This is a genomic window from Spirillospora sp. NPDC048911 (genome assembly GCF_043198015.1).
GTDB lineage: Bacteria > Actinomycetota > Actinomycetes > Streptosporangiales > Streptosporangiaceae > Spirillospora.
Genome location: NZ_JBICUD010000011.1, coordinates 372934 through 390073, shown reverse-complemented (window position 1 = coordinate 390073; position 17140 = coordinate 372934). Strand labels below are relative to the sequence as shown.

The 17140-nt window shown below is 70.1% G+C and carries 14 protein-coding genes; 1 reads left to right on the top strand and 13 read right to left on the bottom strand.

Annotation, left to right across the window (positions count from 1 at the left end):
• Positions 1-29: 29 nt before the first annotated feature.
• The 7 genes from ACGFNU_RS40980 to ACGFNU_RS40950 form a co-directional block, all read right to left on the bottom strand.
• On the bottom strand, positions 30-1361 hold the full coding sequence (locus tag ACGFNU_RS40980) for a JmjC domain-containing protein (protein ID WP_392602010.1): 1332 nt from the start codon (positions 1359-1361) through the stop codon (positions 30-32).
• 20 nt (positions 1362-1381) lie between these two features.
• A complete protein-coding gene (locus ACGFNU_RS40975) occupies positions 1382-2416 on the bottom strand; it encodes a radical SAM protein (protein WP_392602009.1) in 1035 nt (344 codons plus the stop codon).
• Between the two features lie 23 nt (positions 2417-2439).
• On the bottom strand, positions 2440-3720 hold the full coding sequence (locus ACGFNU_RS40970; protein ID WP_392602008.1) for an MFS transporter: 1281 nt from the start codon (positions 3718-3720) through the stop codon (positions 2440-2442).
• Entirely contained in the window at positions 3717-6179 is a 2463-nt protein-coding gene (gene lanKC / locus ACGFNU_RS40965) for a class III lanthionine synthetase LanKC (protein ID WP_392602007.1), read from the bottom strand. The genes ACGFNU_RS40970 and lanKC (ACGFNU_RS40965) overlap by 4 nt, the downstream gene beginning before the upstream one ends.
• Before the next feature lie 170 nt (positions 6180-6349).
• Positions 6350-8863, bottom strand: coding sequence for a class III lanthionine synthetase LanKC (lanKC, locus tag ACGFNU_RS40960; protein WP_392602006.1), 2514 nt, complete (start codon positions 8861-8863; stop codon positions 6350-6352).
• A gap of 88 nt (positions 8864-8951) precedes the next feature.
• Complete coding sequence (locus ACGFNU_RS40955; protein WP_392602005.1) at positions 8952-10463, bottom strand: TetR/AcrR family transcriptional regulator; 1512 nt, start codon at positions 10461-10463, stop codon at positions 8952-8954.
• Positions 10464-10985: 522 nt separating this feature from the next.
• The gene (locus tag ACGFNU_RS40950; RefSeq protein WP_392602004.1) at positions 10986-11864 is read right to left on the bottom strand and encodes a hypothetical protein; all 879 of its coding nucleotides are present in this window, start codon (positions 11862-11864) and stop codon (positions 10986-10988) included.
• 421 nt (positions 11865-12285) lie between these two features.
• On the opposite strand from ACGFNU_RS40950, the gene ACGFNU_RS40945 reads away from it, so the two are divergent.
• Positions 12286-12954 carry a hypothetical protein gene (locus ACGFNU_RS40945; protein WP_392602003.1) on the top strand — a complete coding sequence of 223 codons (669 nt, stop codon included), beginning with the start codon at positions 12286-12288 and terminating at the stop codon, positions 12952-12954.
• Positions 12955-12960: 6 nt separating this feature from the next.
• Here the strand turns inward: ACGFNU_RS40945 and ACGFNU_RS40940 are convergent, their stop codons facing one another.
• The 6 genes from ACGFNU_RS40940 to mtlA are packed head-to-tail and all read right to left on the bottom strand — an operon-like array spanning position 12961 to position 17111.
• Entirely contained in the window at positions 12961-13722 is a 762-nt protein-coding gene (locus ACGFNU_RS40940) for a DeoR/GlpR family DNA-binding transcription regulator (protein WP_392602073.1), read from the bottom strand.
• Between the two features lie 44 nt (positions 13723-13766).
• Positions 13767-14036 (bottom strand): HPr family phosphocarrier protein, encoded by a 270-nt coding sequence (locus tag ACGFNU_RS40935; RefSeq protein WP_392602002.1) that lies wholly within the window; start codon positions 14034-14036, stop codon positions 13767-13769.
• Positions 14037-14047: 11 nt separating this feature from the next.
• Positions 14048-15085: a zinc-dependent dehydrogenase gene (locus ACGFNU_RS40930; RefSeq protein ID WP_392602001.1), complete on the bottom strand. Its 1038-nt coding sequence runs from the start codon at positions 15083-15085 to the stop codon at positions 14048-14050.
• Positions 15082-15585 carry a PTS sugar transporter subunit IIA gene (locus ACGFNU_RS40925; RefSeq protein ID WP_392602000.1) on the bottom strand — a complete coding sequence of 168 codons (504 nt, stop codon included), beginning with the start codon at positions 15583-15585 and terminating at the stop codon, positions 15082-15084. The genes ACGFNU_RS40930 and ACGFNU_RS40925 overlap by 4 nt, the downstream gene beginning before the upstream one ends.
• Positions 15578-15889 carry a PTS lactose transporter subunit IIB gene (locus tag ACGFNU_RS40920; RefSeq protein WP_392601999.1) on the bottom strand — a complete coding sequence of 104 codons (312 nt, stop codon included), beginning with the start codon at positions 15887-15889 and terminating at the stop codon, positions 15578-15580. Before ACGFNU_RS40920 ends, ACGFNU_RS40925 begins: the two co-directional genes overlap by 8 nt.
• 28 nt (positions 15890-15917) lie before the next feature.
• Positions 15918-17111 (bottom strand): mannitol-specific PTS transporter subunit IIC, encoded by a 1194-nt coding sequence (gene mtlA, locus ACGFNU_RS40915; RefSeq protein ID WP_392601998.1) that lies wholly within the window; start codon positions 17109-17111, stop codon positions 15918-15920.
• Positions 17112-17140: the final 29 nt, after the last annotated feature.

Sequence of the window (17140 nt, the reverse complement as noted above, 5' to 3'; positions counted from 1 at the left end):
CGCGGCGGCAGGCCGGGGGACGGTTCCGCTCAGGCCTCGATCGCCTCGTGGCCGGCGGCGCGGCGGATCAGGCGGGCGCGTTCCAGGAGGGGCAGGAGCGACCGCGCGTCGGGAGTGGAGAGGCCGGGCAGGTCGGACGGGGCGAACGCGGTCCCGATGGGCAGGTCGCCGATCCAGCGGCAGGCCGGGAGAAGCTCGGCACCGACCTTGAGGCTGGTGGTCTCGGTGTCGCCGAATCCGTAGGCGGTGATCGTCACCTGTGCCGCAGGCCCGTCGATCTCGTCCACACCGAGGGCCGCCTGGCCGCAGCGGACGAAGGGGGCTCCGTCCTCGGCCGGGCTCGCCGGGACGGGGGCACGGACGACGTCGCGCGGGTCGAGCCGGGACACCAGGTCGCGGAGGGCGGCATAGTCGCCGGCGAGCCGCTCGGCCGAGTCCGGCGCGTCGAAGCGGCGGGCCGGGCGGCGCCAGCGCTCGTCGCGCATGAGCTCGTTCCGCAGGACGGCCAGCATGGCCTGGATGCGCGCGGGCGTGTGGATGATGAAGTGCACCGACAGCGAGTTCTGGTCGGAGATCGTCTCGTGCCAGTAGCCGTGGGGAACGTGCAGGACGGCCCCGGGCTCCAGCTCGTAGGTGACCGCGTCGGCGGGCATCTCGGCGGGCGGCACGTCGCGGGTGTACGCGCGGAGGCCGGGATGGACGGGTTTGCCGGGCGCCCATCCGTCGAGCGGGCTCGGCGCGAAGTGGTTGGGGGCCAGGCGCCAGGTCTTCCGGCCGGAGAGCTGGACCGTGATGACGCTCGACGGGTCGAAGTGCATGGTGGTGACGGCGCCGGGCCGGTTGCAGTACAGCTGGGCGTGCACGCTGCTGCGCGGGATGTCGAACGCGGCCGCCATCTCGCGTTCGTGTCCGGCGAAGGCGGCGATGTTCCTGACGTAGATCGTCGTACCGCCCGCGTAGAACTGGGGCGCGGTCCGGCCGGCGATGGGCGCGCTGGTCGTCCCGCCGTCGAGCGTGGGAAACCAGGCGTACATCTCCGCGTCGCGGAGGGCGAGAACGTCCTCCGCCGAGTGGAGGCCGAACGCGTCGGCGAGCCGCGCCGCGAGGTCCGGACGCGGGCCCGTGCACAGCGGCCGGTGGCCGAGGACGTTGTCGGCGAAGTCGTCGAGCCCGTGCGGCCCGAACCAGTCCTCCAGCCCGAGGCGCGTCGACGGCGCCGCCGCCGGCGCAGGCCGGGCGTCCGGGCGCGGTGCGGGCTCCCGGGGGGCGGGGGCCCGCCCGGGTGAGACGACGCCCTTGCCGTTGAGCCGCCCGGCCTCGGACGTCTCGACGGCGAGGAGTTCTGCTTTGTGGCTCGTCATGGCGGTGCTCCTCTGCGCGTTCATCCGGTGAAGGCCGGCCGGCGGTCGATCCGGTCGCGCGTCTCGGCGGAGCCGAAGTGGTAGTCGATGCGCCGGGTCGCGACGGCCCACTCCGCCATGGTCCGCACGGGCTGGAGGGTCTCGGTCACGAACGGGTCGGTCCACCGGGCCACCGAGCGTTCCCAGAGCACGTGCGCCGGCTCGTCCAGCAGGTTTCCCACCGTGCCCTCGTAGGTCGGCATGCCCCGGACCTCCCCGTCCGGCTCGACCACCAGGGTCAGCGGGGCGATCCCGTCGCGGACGTGGTCGGGGTGCAGCATCTCCAGGTGGTTGTCGGTCGTCGACACGTCCACCGACGCGGGCGCCTTCGACTGGAGCCACCGGGCGAACGCGGGATCGGCGAGCCGTGCGGCCTGCTCGTCGGTGAGCAGCTCGTGCTCGGCGAATCCAGCGCGGGTGGCCAGGCCGGTGGGCACGCACGCGCCGAACGTGATCAGGCTCAGCCGGGGGAAGCGCGGCGCGATGGTCGCGCAGATCTCCGGGAGATGGTCGAAGTTGCTGCGTACCACGACCGTCTCCAGCCCGAACTTGATCGGCTTCCCGCCGCGCGCCGCCCGTTCTTCCGCGGCACGGTCCAGGAGGCTCAGCGCGTTGAGGGCGCGGTCGAACGAGCGGGCACGGCCGCGGATGCGGTCGTGGGTCTCCGCCGTGGCCCCGTCCAGGCTGACGGCGATGCCGCGCAGCGCGTCGATCCGCTCGTCCAGCATCTCCTGCTTGAGGGTCCAGCCGCCGGTGTAGACGACCACCGCGATGCCGGCCCGCGAGATCCGGTCGGCGATCTCGAAGATGCCGCGCACGGTCAGCGGCTCGCCGCCCGCGAGCGAGACCATCTTCGGCCGCAGCGAGATGATCGCGTCGGTGACGCGGAGCATGTCCTCGTGGCGCAGCTGCCGGGACGGGCGGCGGCCGGACTCGGAGTAGCAGTGCGTGCAGCGCAGCGGGCACGTGTAGGTGATGTCCCAGACGACGTCGTCGGGGCCGGTCGAGGTGTCCATCGAAGATCCTTCCGGAAGGGTGGTCAGGTCGTGGCGAGCCCGGTCGGCTCGCGCGTCTCCGGCGGCGGGGCGGCGGGCGGGGGCGCGGCGGGGATCACGAGGTCGGCCAGCGCCACGGCCCACAGGAAGGCGCCGAAGACGAGGAAGACCCCCGCGTGCGGCAGCACGCCGAGCATCCAGCCCGCCAGCACCGTGCCGGCCGGCGCGAAGGCGAAGTTCACGAGGTTGGCGGCGCTGTGCACCCGGCCCTGCAGTTCGGCGGGGGTCATCAGGACCTGCTGCGCCGCCAGCAGCACGCTCGCGGCGGTCACCAGCACCGAGCACGCCGCGAGCAGGGCCGCCAGCACCAGGCCGTCGCCGGTCAGGGCCATCGCCGGGACGAGGCAGGCGCAGGTCAGCGTCGCGACGATCACCATGGGCCGGACCGCGAAGCGCCCGTTCAGCCGGGGCGCCAGCAGCGAGCCCGCCAGCGAGCCGACCGAGGTCAGCCCGATGATCACGCCGATCGACAGGCCGGACGCCGACCGCAGCGACGCGACGATGATGATGGCCAGCATGAGCCCGTCGAAGGCCAGCTTCAGCAGTGCCGCGATCAGGATCTGGCGCCGCAGGTAGCGGGCGGACCGCAGGAACCTCGCGGCGGTGGCGAGGTCGCCGGCCATGCCGCGCCGCCGCCCGGTGGCCTCCGCCTGCGCCTCCGCCAGCGTCGGGGCCGTGGCCGTCGCCGTCACCCGGAGCGAGGTGCGCAACGCCATGATGCTCAGCGCCGACATCGCGAAGGAGAAGACGTCGAACCACAGCGGCAGGCTCGGCGACACCATGTAGAGGAGGCCGCCGAACATCGGCCCGAGGATGTAGGTCACCTGGCTGCGCGCCTGGAGCACCGACACGGCCGCGACCATCCCGTCCCCGGGGACGATCTCCCGCAGCGCCGCGGGCCCGGCCGCCGTGAACGGGGCGCCGAGCAGCCCGAGGACCGTGCAGTAGAGCAGGAAGAGCGTGAGCGAGGCGGAACCGGTGAGGAGCGCCGCGGCCAGCGCGACGGTGGCGGCCAGCCGGCCGAGGTCGCAGCTCACCATGATGGCGCGCCGGTCGTACCGGTCGACGATGACCCCGGCGGGCACGAACGCGGCGACCTGCACCGTCGTCCACACGGCCTCCACCACCCCGACCGCCAGCGGCGATCCCGTCTCGCGCAGGACGAGCAGCGGGATCGCGACGGACGAGGTCTGGGAGCCGAGCTGCGACAGTCCCTGGCCGGCGCACAGCAGCTGGAAGTCCCGGTTGCGCCACAGGCCGCTCATCCCGGCCTCCCGCCGATCAGCGGCAGCGGGCAGGGCACGCCCTCGATCGCCGCGTGCGCCGCGAGGAGGACACCGGCCGTTCCGGTGCCGAGGTCCATGGACAAGCGCTGGGGCACGGCTCCCGCGAACGCACGGTGCCCGTGATAGGGGGCCTCGTGGACGGCGAAGCGCCGCAGGTGCAGGTCCAGGATCCGCGGGTCGCCGTTCAGCCGGGTCGCGCAGGCCAGCAGGCCGGCCCGGCCATTGAGCAGCCCGGCGGCGGGCGTCAGCTCGACCTCCAGATCGCCGAGCAGCCGGTCGCGGGCCCGCGCGAACCGCGGGTGATCCCGATGGGCCAGGTACTCGTGCAGGGCGAGGGCGCGCCCCGCGGTGCCGCTCTCCAGGTCGAGGCCCGCCATGGGGGAGTCGTCGTCCCGTGCCAGCAGGGTCTCCGCTGCGGTCAGATGATCCGGCGCACCCGTCGTCTCGAAGAGGCGGACGAACAGCAGCGCGGCACCGGACCATCCGTGCATGAGGCCAGGCCGTACGCCTGCGGCGGGCAGCGCGAGCAGCCGGTCGGCGATCTCGGCCGCACGTCCGGTCTCGCCGAAACGCAGCAGCGCGAGACCCACCCCGGAGAGCCCGCCGAACAGGCCGGGACCGCCGGCGGGAAGCGTCAGGACCCGGTCGAGCAGGTCACGCGCGTCCCGCCCGTACCCGAGGTCGTCGAGAACGCAGGCCACGCCCGCCAGCCCGTCGTACAGCCCGGGGCGCGGCCAGCGGAGCCGCGCGCTCTCGCGGATCAGCCAGGCCACATGCTCGGGGAACTCGGCATGATCGCTCAGTCCGGTGGCGTGCAGCGCGTGGAGCACGCCGGCCGCGCCGAACGCCAGGGTGGTGCCCTGCCGGTCGAACTGCCGGAAGTCGCCGGGGAACAGCCGGTCGCGCCGCTCGGGTGTCGCGGCGCAGACGATCGCGTCCCGCAGCGCGCCGAGCCAGGACGCGTCACCGAGCCCGGACGCGTCACCGGGACGATCGCAGCCGGTGGCCGCGGCCGAGGAAGGGCGTCGGCCGCCGGTGGTCGAGGACGGCCGCTTGAGCCGGTGGCGCAGGCGGTCGGCGAAGCCCGGCGGCAGCGGGAAGGACTCCGCCGCGAGGTCGATGAGCTCGCCCGCCTTGCCGGGGGACAGGCCCATCAGCGGCGTGAGCGGGACGAACATCGACAGCCGCAGGCAGTTCAGGGCGTACTGGTCGATCGCGATCCCGGTCCTCGCCCAGCTCGCCGCGAAGCCCGGGGTGGCCAGGCCGGGCCGGTGGTCCTCGGCCATGTCGAAGGCCGTCTCGAAGTCCACCAGGACGACGTCGCCGCCGGGACGGAGCAGGATGTTGCCCGGCTGGAGGTCACCGAACACGACTCCCCGGCCGTGCAGCTTCGCCAGCGCGGCGGCCACGCCGTCCAGCACACCGAGCGCCCACGACGTGTACGCGGCGCGCCGCTCCGGATCGGCCCCGGCGCGCAGCAGCGGGTTGCGGGCCGCCACGGCGTCGGCGAGCCGCTCCCCGTCGATGAACTCCGTGGCCAGGAAATGGTGTTCGGCCCAGACTCCGCCGCCGAGGACCCTCGGCGCGATCCCGAGGCCGGCGGCACGTTCCAGCATCGCGCGTTCGCGGCCGAGCCGGGCGACCGCGTCGGCGCCCTCCTCGTCCAGCCCCGCGTGCGGGCGGGCCTCGCGGAGGACGACCGTCTCCCCGGACGCGCGGTCGACCGCGCGGTAGATCCCGCCGCCGTTGGAGAAGTGCAGGGCCTTCTCCACGCGGTAAGGGAAGCCGGTGGTGTCTGCAGAGGTCTTTCCCGCCGCGACGAAGTCGGGGACGCGCACCCAGGACGGCACCCTGAAGACCGGGCCCCGCCGATCCTGGACCAGGCGGCCGTCAGGATCCCGGATCGCGAGGACGTGCTCCCCTTCGGGAGACAGGCAGTAGTGCTCCTGGAAGCCGCCATAGCGCAGGTAGAGGGGGCTCTCGCCCCAGCGGAGATCGCTGAGCACGCGCGGCCCCCGGCGGTCGGCGAGCGCGATGGAAAGGTCGTCCAGCACCTGGCGGAGTTGCGCGTCGTCCACCGGATAGAGCGTGATGAGCTTGCCACTGGAGGTACGCGCGGCCTGCTTGCCGTTGACGATGTGCACGATGCGATCGCTGCGCAGGAACTTCGCCGCGACCCGGTGCCGCAGGCAGTAGTCCGCCACCGTCTCGACTGTCTCTTCGGCCTCGTCACGAGCTACCGAGACGTGTACCTTCCAACCTTGCTCAGGCAGCCGGACGCCTGGCGGGCGCAGGTAGACCCAGCCGCCGTCCAGCGAGCGCTGCCAGCCGTGCGGCAGCGGCCGCGTCGCCACCGGAAAGCGGTCGGCGGCGTCGTCCACATTGGCCAGCAGATCGACGAAGACCGGATCCACCATCAGGAAGGTCTGAGCGAGCACACGGGTCTCCAGTGCCATGTCGGATGGGGCCGGCCGGCCGTCCGGAGAAGGACGGCCGGCCGGCTCTTTCAAGCGCGGCTGGGCCGTGCCGTGGGAGAAATCCGCTCACACGGCTGGGCTTCGCCGGTTCTTGTCAGGAAGCGCCCAGCCAGCTCGAGTTGTGGCTGTTGTTACACGGCCAGGCCTCTTCCTGGCTCTCGGTCTCCAGCTCCTGGAGCTCGTAGATCTCGTCCATGCGTGTCACCTCCTCTCGCGACGCGGTGATGACCGGGCGCGTCCACGTGCAGGAGCCCGGAGGGCCCCCGCTCGAACGCGCACCGGAGCGCGAGGAGGATCCCGGCCGAACCGGTGGCGAGATCCAGGGAAAGGCGCAGCAGGCCGGTGCCGGGGAACGCGAGCCGCCCGCCGTGGAGCCGGGCGTGCACGGCCAGCCGCCGCACCTGGGACCGGGCGGCCCGCTCGTCCGCCGCCGAGCCGAGGCCCATCAGCGTGGTCACGAACCCGGCGCGGCCGTCGAACAGGCCGGGGAGCCGGACGAAGGCCGGTGCGCAGGCCCGCCGGATGCCGTCCAGCGCGGCACCCTCGGCAGCGGACGGACGGTGCTGGAGGTAACGGTGCAGGACGAGTGCGATTCCAGCGCTTCCGTCCCGGACATACGGCAGGTTCTGCTTGCCGTTGAAGAGGAGCAGCGCGCCGTCCGAGTCGGACCGGCACCGGCTGAGCTCCTGCCTGAGCGCAGACTCTGCCTGGGCCAGCCAGAACGGGTCGCCGGTCGTCTCGTACAGACGCACGAACAGCAGGGCCGGCCCGCTGGATCCGGTGAACAGGCCAGGCTCACCGGGCGAGCTGCCCAGCCGGTGCCCGGCGCGCGTCGCGCGGTCGAGGTACGAGCCGTCGCCGGTCAGCTCGGCGAAATGCAGCCAGTTCAGCGCGATCCCGGACAGACCGCTGGCCAAGCCTTCAGGGAGATCTTCCTCGGTCTGATCGGCGCGGGCGAGCATCTCCAGCGCGCAGTCCCTACGCCCAAGCTCCGCCAGCACCGCGGCCACCCCGTGCAGCCCGTCGTACAGCCCTGGGCGGGGACGCGGATCACGCCGTGCCGCGCTGACCAGCCAGTCCACGTAGATATCCGGGACCTCGGCGCCGACCAGGTGGAGCGCGTGCAGCACTCCGGCGGCGCCGTGGTCGAACGCGTGCCCGCCGATGCCCCAGGGCCCGGGGCTCCCGGGAAAGAGCCGGTCGGGGCGGCCGGGCGTGGCGTCCGCGTGGAGGCCCGCCACCAGCGAGTCCCGCAGCTCAGGCCAGCTCGACCGTTCCAGCATCGCGGCGGCCTCGTCCCGGCCCCCGTCTCCGCCCAGCGCACGCACCAGCCCGGCCCCGAACCCGGGTCGCACCGGGAACTCGTCGTCGATCACCGCCGCCAGCGTGGGCAGCTTGCCGGGGGCCGGCGGGTTGATCGGCAGGAACATCCAGAGCCGCAGGCAGGCGAGCAGGTAGTGGTGCCCGCCCTCCCGATGCCCAGGTGGCACCGAGAAGGCGGGAGATCCGCCGGGGCCGGTGTGTTCGAGGCCGACGAGCGTGACGCCGCCGGGCCGCAGGATGACGTTCTTGGGGTGCAGTTCGGTCAGCTGGACGCCGCGGCCGGCGATCGCGTCCAGCGCCCGCCCGACCTGCGCCGAGACCTCGACCGCCCACTCGGCGTACGCCCGGAGCCGCACCTCCGGAACACCTTCATGCCCGAGGGGATGACGAGCGAGCACCTCATGGAAGAGGCTCGTCCCGGCGACGTACTCCTCGATCAGATAACGGTGCTCCCAGACATCACGGCAGCCGATCAGCTTGGGAACGCAGTCCAAACCTTCGAGCCGTTCCAGCGTGCGGCGGTGCCGAACGAGCCGCTCGACCGCGTCGACGCCCTGCTCGTCGAGCCCGGCGTGAGGCCGGGCCTCGCGCAGCACCCATTGACCAGACCGGTACGTGCCGCCGCCGTTGGAAACGTTGAGGACCTCGTCGATCCGATACGGGAACCGGATCTTGGGCTGCGTCAGATGCGGCCGCACCGCCTCGGGCACGCTCACCCAGTCCGGCACCGTGAACACCGCGCGGCGCGGTGCGGGCTCCAGGTGCCCGGTGTGATGGCGGAAGGCCCGCACCGGTTCCCCGTCGGCGTCCGCGCAGGTCAGGTCGGAGTCGTAGCGAACATACAGCGGGCCCACTCGCCTGGCACCCAGCGGGGCAGGCCCCGCGACGCCCGCGAGCCGCCCGGAGAGCTCCCGGAGAGCCGCGTCCAGCTCGGCATCGGTCACGGGATAGAGCCGTGCCAGCACACCACTGCGCAGCCGGTCGGCGGCGTCGGCGTTCCACGTCCGGACGGCCGCCTCGCTCCGCAGGAACCGGAACCCGATCCCGGCGTCGGCGCAGTAGTCCCAGACCCGTTCGACGGTCTCGGCGGCGGTGGGCGGCGCGCTGGAGACGTCGATCCGCCACCCCTGCTCGGGGTACCGGCCACTGGCCGCCAGCACGATCCACAAGCCGGCTTCGCCGCGGGTCCAGCCCTCCGGCGCGGGCTGGTCGGCTTGGGGAAAGCGGCTGCCCTCGTCCGCCATCCGCTCCGGCGCGTCGAAGAAGTCCGGATCGGCGAGGCAGAACGACTCGTAGCGCTTCAGTGTCGTCGGCGTTCGCACGAGAGGCAGCTTGCGATGGCCCCCGAACCCGGGTCGACCATAGTTCCACTCAGCGGACCACGCCCCTCAGAGCACGGCCCGGGCGACGCTATTGAGCTCCGTCACCCGGCGTCTGAATGAACTGACGTGCCAGTTCCTCGACGCTCAGCTGATCGCCGGGGTCGATGAAAGTGAGCAATACGGCGAGCGCACCCTTGTGCAGGAGATTGTGCTGATGTTCATAGTCGCGAGAACCCGAATGGATGCGGAGAGCCGCGGACTCCGCCATCATGGAAAATATCTCGACCAGTTCTTCGACATCGACGCCGGGACGCAGTTCCAAGTCGTTGATCGAAAGTATCTCGTCATAGATGGGAATCCACTCCGCGCGGACGGACTGAAAGATGTTCTCCCTCGCCTTTTCCAGTTCAGGAAAGCGCGGTGCACATGCCATGGCGAGCAGATATGTCGACCTGGCGGGATTGGCCAGAGAGTTGTTCAGTTCGTGCCGGCTGAGTTCCCGGGCGACGTCGACGGGATCTTTGGTGTTCGATACGAGAGCCGCCGCGCTCCGCCTTGACTGCGGCTGCCAGAATCGCACCCACAATGAATAAGCCAGCAGATCCACGAGAAAGTCGGTCTTGTCGGGCCATCTGGCGGAGAACGTCAGCTGGTTCGCCTGCGGGAGCCCGCGGTCCCGGCCTTCCTCGATCGTCCGCCGCGAGAGGAGCTCTCCGTGGTCGTCGAGAACCGGTTCGAGAGCACGACCGCCGTCCGCGGCCGTGGTGACCTCGCTGAACTCACTCGCGGCAATCTCCAGACCGATCCGCAAATACTCCCTGGTCAGACGGCTGTTGGCCAGGAGGTGCCGGTCGGGATCGGGGTCTTGACCCATCAACCGGCTGAGGACGCGCGAAAGATCATCGACCGGCGGCAGACCGTGCGCGCCGGGTATCCGCTCGGCTTCCCGCGCACCGTCCGCCCTGGCTGCCGACGTGTCCATCAACTGCCGCAGCATGGTCAGAGCGGTCTCGTGCGCCGACTCGTTCGGGAAGGAGAGCGAGCGGGTCAGCAGCGCGTTCGTATAGTAAGCGGCCGAATCCGCGGCGGAGAGATCAGCCAGAAAGAGTTTGTGTCTCTGACCGTACTCGATCAAAGTGGTGAGGAGTCCTGACAGCGGCACGAGCCCTTGTATGTCCTCCCCGCTCGCCCCATGCTCTGGACCAGGCGGTGGCGCGTCGGCCACTCTCCGGTCATGTTCCTGCGTCGCGATCACGAGAGACTCTGTCAGAGTACGTCGCCGCCGCGCCAGATCCGCCAGCTCATAGAAGTGCCGGTGGATCGCCAGGATCGGATCTTCACCACGATTGACGTCGCTGGTCACGGCCGCGCTACGGCGTCTGATCAAAGGCGCGTACACGTGGCCGAGCAGGGTCTGTTTGTTCTTGAAATGGTTATATGCGGTGGCCGGGCTGACACCTGCCAGCCGTGCCACCTCTTCCAATTTCGTGCCATGCCAGCCGCGTTCGGAGAACAAAGCACGTGCGGCAATGAGCAACGCGGCCCGTGTTCGTCTGCGCTTGGTTTCGGCGGTGCGCTTTCTCGAATCAGGTTCGGTCACCGGGGTATCGTAACACCGCAAGTATGATCGGTCGGTAGTCGAGCAGTTACCGTCGACCGTCAATTAGTTTGGTATTCAGTTTCTGACGGACTCGCTCCTATGAGCATTCATGGCCCACTCAATTCTTCTGGGTGGGCCCCGCCCGCAGGTCCAGGGCCGCCGGGCCGCACCCGTGCCCGCGCCGATCCCGCTCCATCTTGGTCGCCAAAATGGAGGATGACCTAGTTTGACGGTGTCATCTGGAGCCCGCTATGGTGCCTAAGGGGCAAATGTGACGGTGGGTGTTTATCGGTACTCTGTCCGTAGCGCCACCTGCATGCCCCATTTGTCCAACCTTGACGGTTATGGCTGCACGGCCCCTCCGTGCCCTGGGCTCGCATCGAGTAGTCGCGGCGTGCGGGCACCTTGGAGAGAGGACAGATTTTGGGCAACGAATAATATAAATACAGCAGCAGCCACGACATGCGGCCAGCGCATATCGTGGCTGTCTGCATTTCGATGATGCGGCCGAATTGGCCCTCTTTAAGTAGGCCACTTCCAGCCGACGCCATAGAAGATGTTGTTCTGCAGGGGTCCTCCCTCGAAGATTTTACACAAATAGTTCCTGTCGTCTAAAATGTCGAGGTGACGTTCCTCGTCGGGGTTCGGTTCCATTTGACCTCCCATGGAATTTGGAGAGGAGAACCACCATGCCACGGTGGGTGCCATGCCGGCGTCGAAGATGAAATGGAACTCGGCGCGAGTCGTCGTTTCTCCTCGCGCTTGCCACCTGAACACGGGATCGCAGCGGTTTTCGCTTTTTACGGCAACTTCATAACTGAAGGAATATAGACCGTCCTCCGGTCTGAGGTGCCTCAGTATCGCGAGGGTCGCGAGCAGGCATCCGCTGGTCGACTCTTTCACCTCGACGACTTTGCAGCCGACGAGATCGCGGAGGGTGAGGATCCCGGTCCGGCTTTCGCTGTAGTACTGATGGGCGATCGAAACCTGATCATCGGCTCCTGGTGCCGGTGCTCTCACCCAGCGGGTCACCTTGTTGCTCGTGAGCGAGCCGCTCGCTGAGAACCGGCACACGAAAGCGATGCCCTCCGTGGCAAGAGTGCACGGACCAGGGGCCTCGTCGATCAGTGACACCGAGGCGTACTCGGCCAGTAGTTGCGCGACCAGCCTTATGCCTTCGTTCTCTCTGCGTTCCAGCGTGCGAAGGCTGTCCACGTGGAGGCTTCGGATGTCCGGATCGGTTGATCGCCGCAATGCCTCGTTGTAACTGCTCCGGCGTAGTCTGACCAGCCTCGCCATATGCCTGGTGTCGAGCCGGAGCGCGACCAGTAGCGCGTCCCTGTACTTGGGGTCACTGAGGGATCCGACGACTCTCTTCAGCTCTTCGACGCAAGTGTCCACGGTGTTGTGCTGATGCCCACGAGTCACACGTTTCTGCAGGGCCGACCATAGTTCTGGACATTCCATAAGGCGTTCGGGTGTGCAGCCAATGTCCTGGCGAAGTTCTCGAAGGCATCGCTCATAGGCCGGTCGTACGCTCGTCATTTTCTCGGCCATGGCCGTACCTTCCGCGTACCTTCGCCGTACCTGGCTACCCAAGCCGTTCGTAATCTGATCGTTTACCGGCGGCAGATCCTTGATTAGCCTGGAACGTGATGGTCGCACGGGGTGAACATCGATAGTAGGTATTGTGACGCAAACCTAAGGGCCGCTCACGGGGTCGAGTGATCATGGTTCACGCAGGTCGAGCCGCGTGACACCGTGCCCTTCGGGCGGTAAATCTCAAGGTCAATCGCGCCAAGTGTTCCTGAGGTGATGAGCCGTGCAGTCGGATGGAACAGGCAGAGTCGTCGCGTCCACCTTCCTGGAGCCATCGGCCGGATCCGGCCGTGCCCGGCTCACCTATCACTTTCTTCTTGCCGTCGATATCGAGGGGTTCAGCCGCCTGTGCGTGCTGGACCAGGTGCGCGCGCAAATCGAACTCGCGCATGCCCTCCACACCGCCTGCGAGCGAAGCGATCTCGACCGCGGCGCCTGGTGGAGGCAGCCTGCCGGAGATGGGGAACTGGCCGTCCTGCCGGCGGATGTCGATGGTCTGCGGCTGGTCGCCGACTACCCGCGCGAGCTGAATGACGTCCTCACGGAGATCAATCTGGAGCGGCCTCCCGAGCAGCGCCTTCGGGTCCGGCTCGCCATCCACCACGGGACGCTGGTGGAGGGGATCTTCGGCCCCGCCGGCCATGCCCCCATCGTCGTCTCCCGGCTGCTGGACTCGGACGAGCTCCGTCGCGAACTCAGAGATGCTCCGGAGCTCGATCTCGCGCTGATCGTGTCCGCTCAGGTCTACGAAGAGATCATTGAGTCCCGGATGGCCGGCCTGGATCCAGGCGTGTTCCATCCTCTCGTCGTCACGGCCAAGGGCAAGACTTATGTCGCCTACACCCGGCGTATGAATGCCTGCGTCGCCCGAGAGATTCAGACGTCAGCGTGAAGTCGTTCAGGCGCGGATTACTTCGGGGCCGGCGGCGGCCAGTTCGGCGGCCAGCTCGGTGTCAAGGCCGGTGTCGGTGATGAGGACGTCGATGTCGGTGAGCGCGCCGAACCTCACCAGGTAGTCGTTGCCGATCTTGGTGTGGTCGGCGAGCAGGATCCGGCGGCGGGACGAGGCGATCATGGCGCGTTTGACGGCGGCCTCGGCCTGGTCGGAGGTGGTCATGCCGTGCGCGGCCGAGCAGCCGTTGGTGGCCATGAACGCCACGTCCACCCACAGGTCGGCGAGCGGCCGCAGCACCCAGTCGTCGACGGTGGCGAGGGTGCGGCCGCGGACCCGGCCGCCGAGCATGATGACGTTCAGGTTGGCGCGGGTGGCCAGCGTGGTGGCGTGCGGCGGCGAGTTGACGATGACGGTGAGCTCGCGGTCGGTGGGCAGCAGCTGGACGAGGCGGGCGGTGGTCGTCCCGGCGTCGATGATGACCGAGCCGTCGGCGGGCAGCTCGTTCAGCGCCGCCTTGGCGATCCGCTCCTTCTCCTCGGTGAGGACGGCGTCGCGGGCCGCGAGGGCGGGCTCGAAACCCAGGCGCTCGACCGGGATCGCCCCGCCGTGGACGCGCCGGACCGTCCCGGCGCGCTCCAGCACGGTCAGGTCGCGGCGGATCGTCTCGGTGGTCACGCCGAACTCCTCGGCCAGGGCGACCACGTCGACGCGTCCGTTGGCGCGGGCCTGCCCGAGGATCGCCTGCTGCCGTTCTTCGGCGTACATCTCCACCCGTCCCATCGTGTGGGTCCATTCTGCCGGGGGCGGGGTCAGTCCGCGTCCAGGTCCCGGGCGAGCAGCGCGGCGAGCTCGTCCAGGGCGGTGCCGGCCTGGTCGCCTTCGGCGCTCAGGACGACCTCGGTGCCCTGGACGGCCCCGAGGGCCAGCACGCCGAGCATGCTGGCGGCGGGGACGGGCGCGCGGTCGCCGACGCCGATGAACACGGGGACGGGCTGCCGCGCGGCGGCCTCGACGAAGATCTTGGCCGGCCGGGCGTGCAGGCCCTGGGCCGAGGCGATGGTGACGGTTCGTTCAAGCACGGGTTCCTCCGTCAGGGCTCGATGGTCACTTTGATCGCCTCGCCGCGGGCGACGAGGTCCAGGGCGTCGTGCACGGCGGTGAGCGGCAGCCGGTGGGTGATGAGGTCCTCGACGGGGACGCGGCCGCTGCCGATCATCTCCAGGGCGCGGGCGTTGTGGGCCGGGCTGGAGCCGTTGGCGCCGACCAGGGTCAGCTCGCGGTAGTGCACCCGGTTGGAGTCGCACGCGATGATCGGATCGTCCTTGGGCAGCCCGCCGAAGAAGCTGATCCGGGCGCCCGGCGCGGCCATCTCCATCGCCGTGAGCTGCGCGGCGCCGGACGCGGCGGCGGTGATGGCGACGTCGACGCCGCGGCCCTCGGTGAGGTCGTGGACGGCCTCGACGACGTCGGTGTCCTCGGTGGCCCAGATCGCCGCGTCGGGCTTGACGAGGGCGGCGGCCTGGTCGAGCCGGTCCTGGTTGACGTCGATCAGGAACACCCGGGCGGCGCCGCGGGCCCGCGCCACCCGGACGTGCAGGCAGCCGACCGGGCCCGAGCCGAAGACCACGACGTCGTCGCCGTCGCGGACGTCCGCGAGCTCCTGGCCGTTCAGCACGCAGGCCAGCGGCTCGGCGACGGACGCCTCGGCGAACGAGACGTTGCCGGGGATCCGGTTCACCCCGTCCACCGCGAGGACCTTGGCGGGCACGATCATGTACTCGGCGAACGCGCCGTCGTAGTGGTAGCCCATCGACTCCTGCCGCGCGCACACGGTCATCCGGCCGCGCCGGCATTCCGGGCACTCGCCGCAGGGGATCGCGGCGATGACCTGGACCCGGTCGCCCGGCTCCCAGCCCGGCACGTCCCCGGCGACCACCTCGCCGGCGATCTCGTGGCCCATCACGCGCGGCGGCGCGATGTGGTGATGCCCGAAGCGCGAGATCTTGACGTCGGTGCCGCAGGTCGAGCAGTTGCGGACGCGGAGCTTGAGCTCGCCGGGACCCGGCTCAGGCTCGGCGGAGTCCTCCAGGCGGATGTCACCGGGAGCGTAGAAACGAGCGACCTTCACAGTGCGGATTCCTCTTCTGTCGGTTGCAGGAGGCGGACGACCTCGTCCGCGGTGCCGGCCTCGCGCAGGCCCCGGGCCTTCTCGGGGTCCAGCAGGATCTGGGCGAGCTCGGCGAGGATCGCCATGTGCCCGTCGCCGCGGGCGGCGATGGCGATCGCGAGGGTGACGGGGTGGCCGCCCCAGTCGACGCCGCCGGGGAACTTCACGACGGCGAGCGCGTCGCGCCGTACCGAGTCCTTGCCGGCCGCGGTGCCGTGCGGGATGGCCACGCCCTCGCCGAGATGGGTGGAGATCGACCGTTCCCGGTCCAGCATGCTCTCGATGTACGCGTCGGTGACGGCGCCGACCTCGGCGAGGAGGCGGCCGCATTGGCGGATGGCGTCGTCGCGGTCGGCGGCCACCGCGTCCAGGCGGACGGCGCGCGGGTCGAGCAGCGCGGCGGGCGCGGCGGCAGGTTCGGCGGCGGGCTCGATGGTGGGCTCGATGGTGGGCTCAGCCACTGAGATCGCCGCCCTCCTTGATGGCGGCGATCACCTTGTTGACCGCCGGATCGCCGATGTAGACGTCGAACGCGACGACGACGGTGTCCGGCGCCCCGCGCCGGGCCCGCTGAGCCAGCCCGGCGTGGCAGACCACCACGTCGGCGTCGCCCGGGATGGAGTCGACGGGGGTGTGCTCCACCGTGACCGGCTCCTTCTTCAGCGCCTTGCGCAGCTGGCCGGCGAGCATGACGCTGCTGCCCATGCCCGCGTCGCAGGCGATGACGAGCTTCTTGATGTCCTTGCCGTTGATGCTGGTCGCCATGATCGGATCTCCAATGGGGGGGGTGCGGCTAGGAGGCGGTCGGCTGCGCGGCGGGTTCGGCCTTGCCGTCGCCGGTGTCCGGGCCTTCTGTGTCCGGGCCTTCCGTGTCCCGGCCGTCGCCGGCGTCCTCGGTCTCGGTGGCGGACGCGTCGCCGTCCTCGGCCGGTTCGGCGAGCCTGCCGAAACCGAGCAGGGCCGCGCCGACGCCGAAGGACACGGCGATCGAGGCGAACACCCCGGTGTAGATGCCGATCCAGTTGCTGACGCCCTTGGGGGTCTGGGCGAGGTAGGCGAAGATGCTGCCGGGCGCGGGCGTGGCGACCAGGCCGGTGTCGAACGCCAGGAAGATGGCCACTCCGGTGGCGCCGCCGGCGATGGCGGCCAGGATCATCCTGGGCTTCATCAGGATGTACGGGAAGTAGATCTCGTGGATGCCGCCGAAGAAGTGGATGATCATGGCGGCGGGCGCGGTGGGGCGCAGCTTGCGCGGTCCGAAGAAGAAGTAGGCGAGCAGGACGCCGAGCCCGGGGCCGGGGTTGGACTCCAGGGTGAACAGGATCGACTTGCCGTGCTCGGCGGCCTGCTGGACGCCCAGCGGGCTGAGCACGCCGTGGTTGATGGCGTTGTTGAGGAAGAGGACCTTGGCCGGTTCGATGAGGACCGAGGCGAGGGGGAGGACGTCGTTGTCGACCAGCCACTCCACCGCGTCCCCGGCGGAGTTGGTGAGCGTCCGGACGACCGGGCCGATGGTCAGCTTGCCGACGACCGCCATGCCGGCGCCGATGATGCCCGCGGAGAAGTTGTCCACCAGCATCTCGAAGCCGGGCCGGATGCGGTCCTCGACCAGCCCGTCGAAGAGCTTCAGCAGGTAGGCCGCCAGCGGGCCCATGATCATCGCACCGAGGAACATCGGCTGCTCGGCGCCGACGACCACGCCCATGGTGGCGACGGCGCCGACCACGGCGCCGCGCTGCCCGTGCACCATCCGGCCGCCGGTGTAGCCGATCAGCATCGGCAGCAGGAACTTGATCATGGGGTCGACCAGCTCGCCGAGCTCCTTGTTCGGAGTCCAGCCGGTCGGGATGAACAGCGCGGTGATCAGGCCCCAGGCGATGAACGCGCCGATGTTGGGCATCACCATGCCCGCCAGGTAGCCGCCCACGCGCTGGACGCGCGCCCGTACGCCGTCACCGGTGACTTTGGGGGTGTACGCAGTGGCCATCACGGCCTCCTGTCGATCGGGGGGTGGGA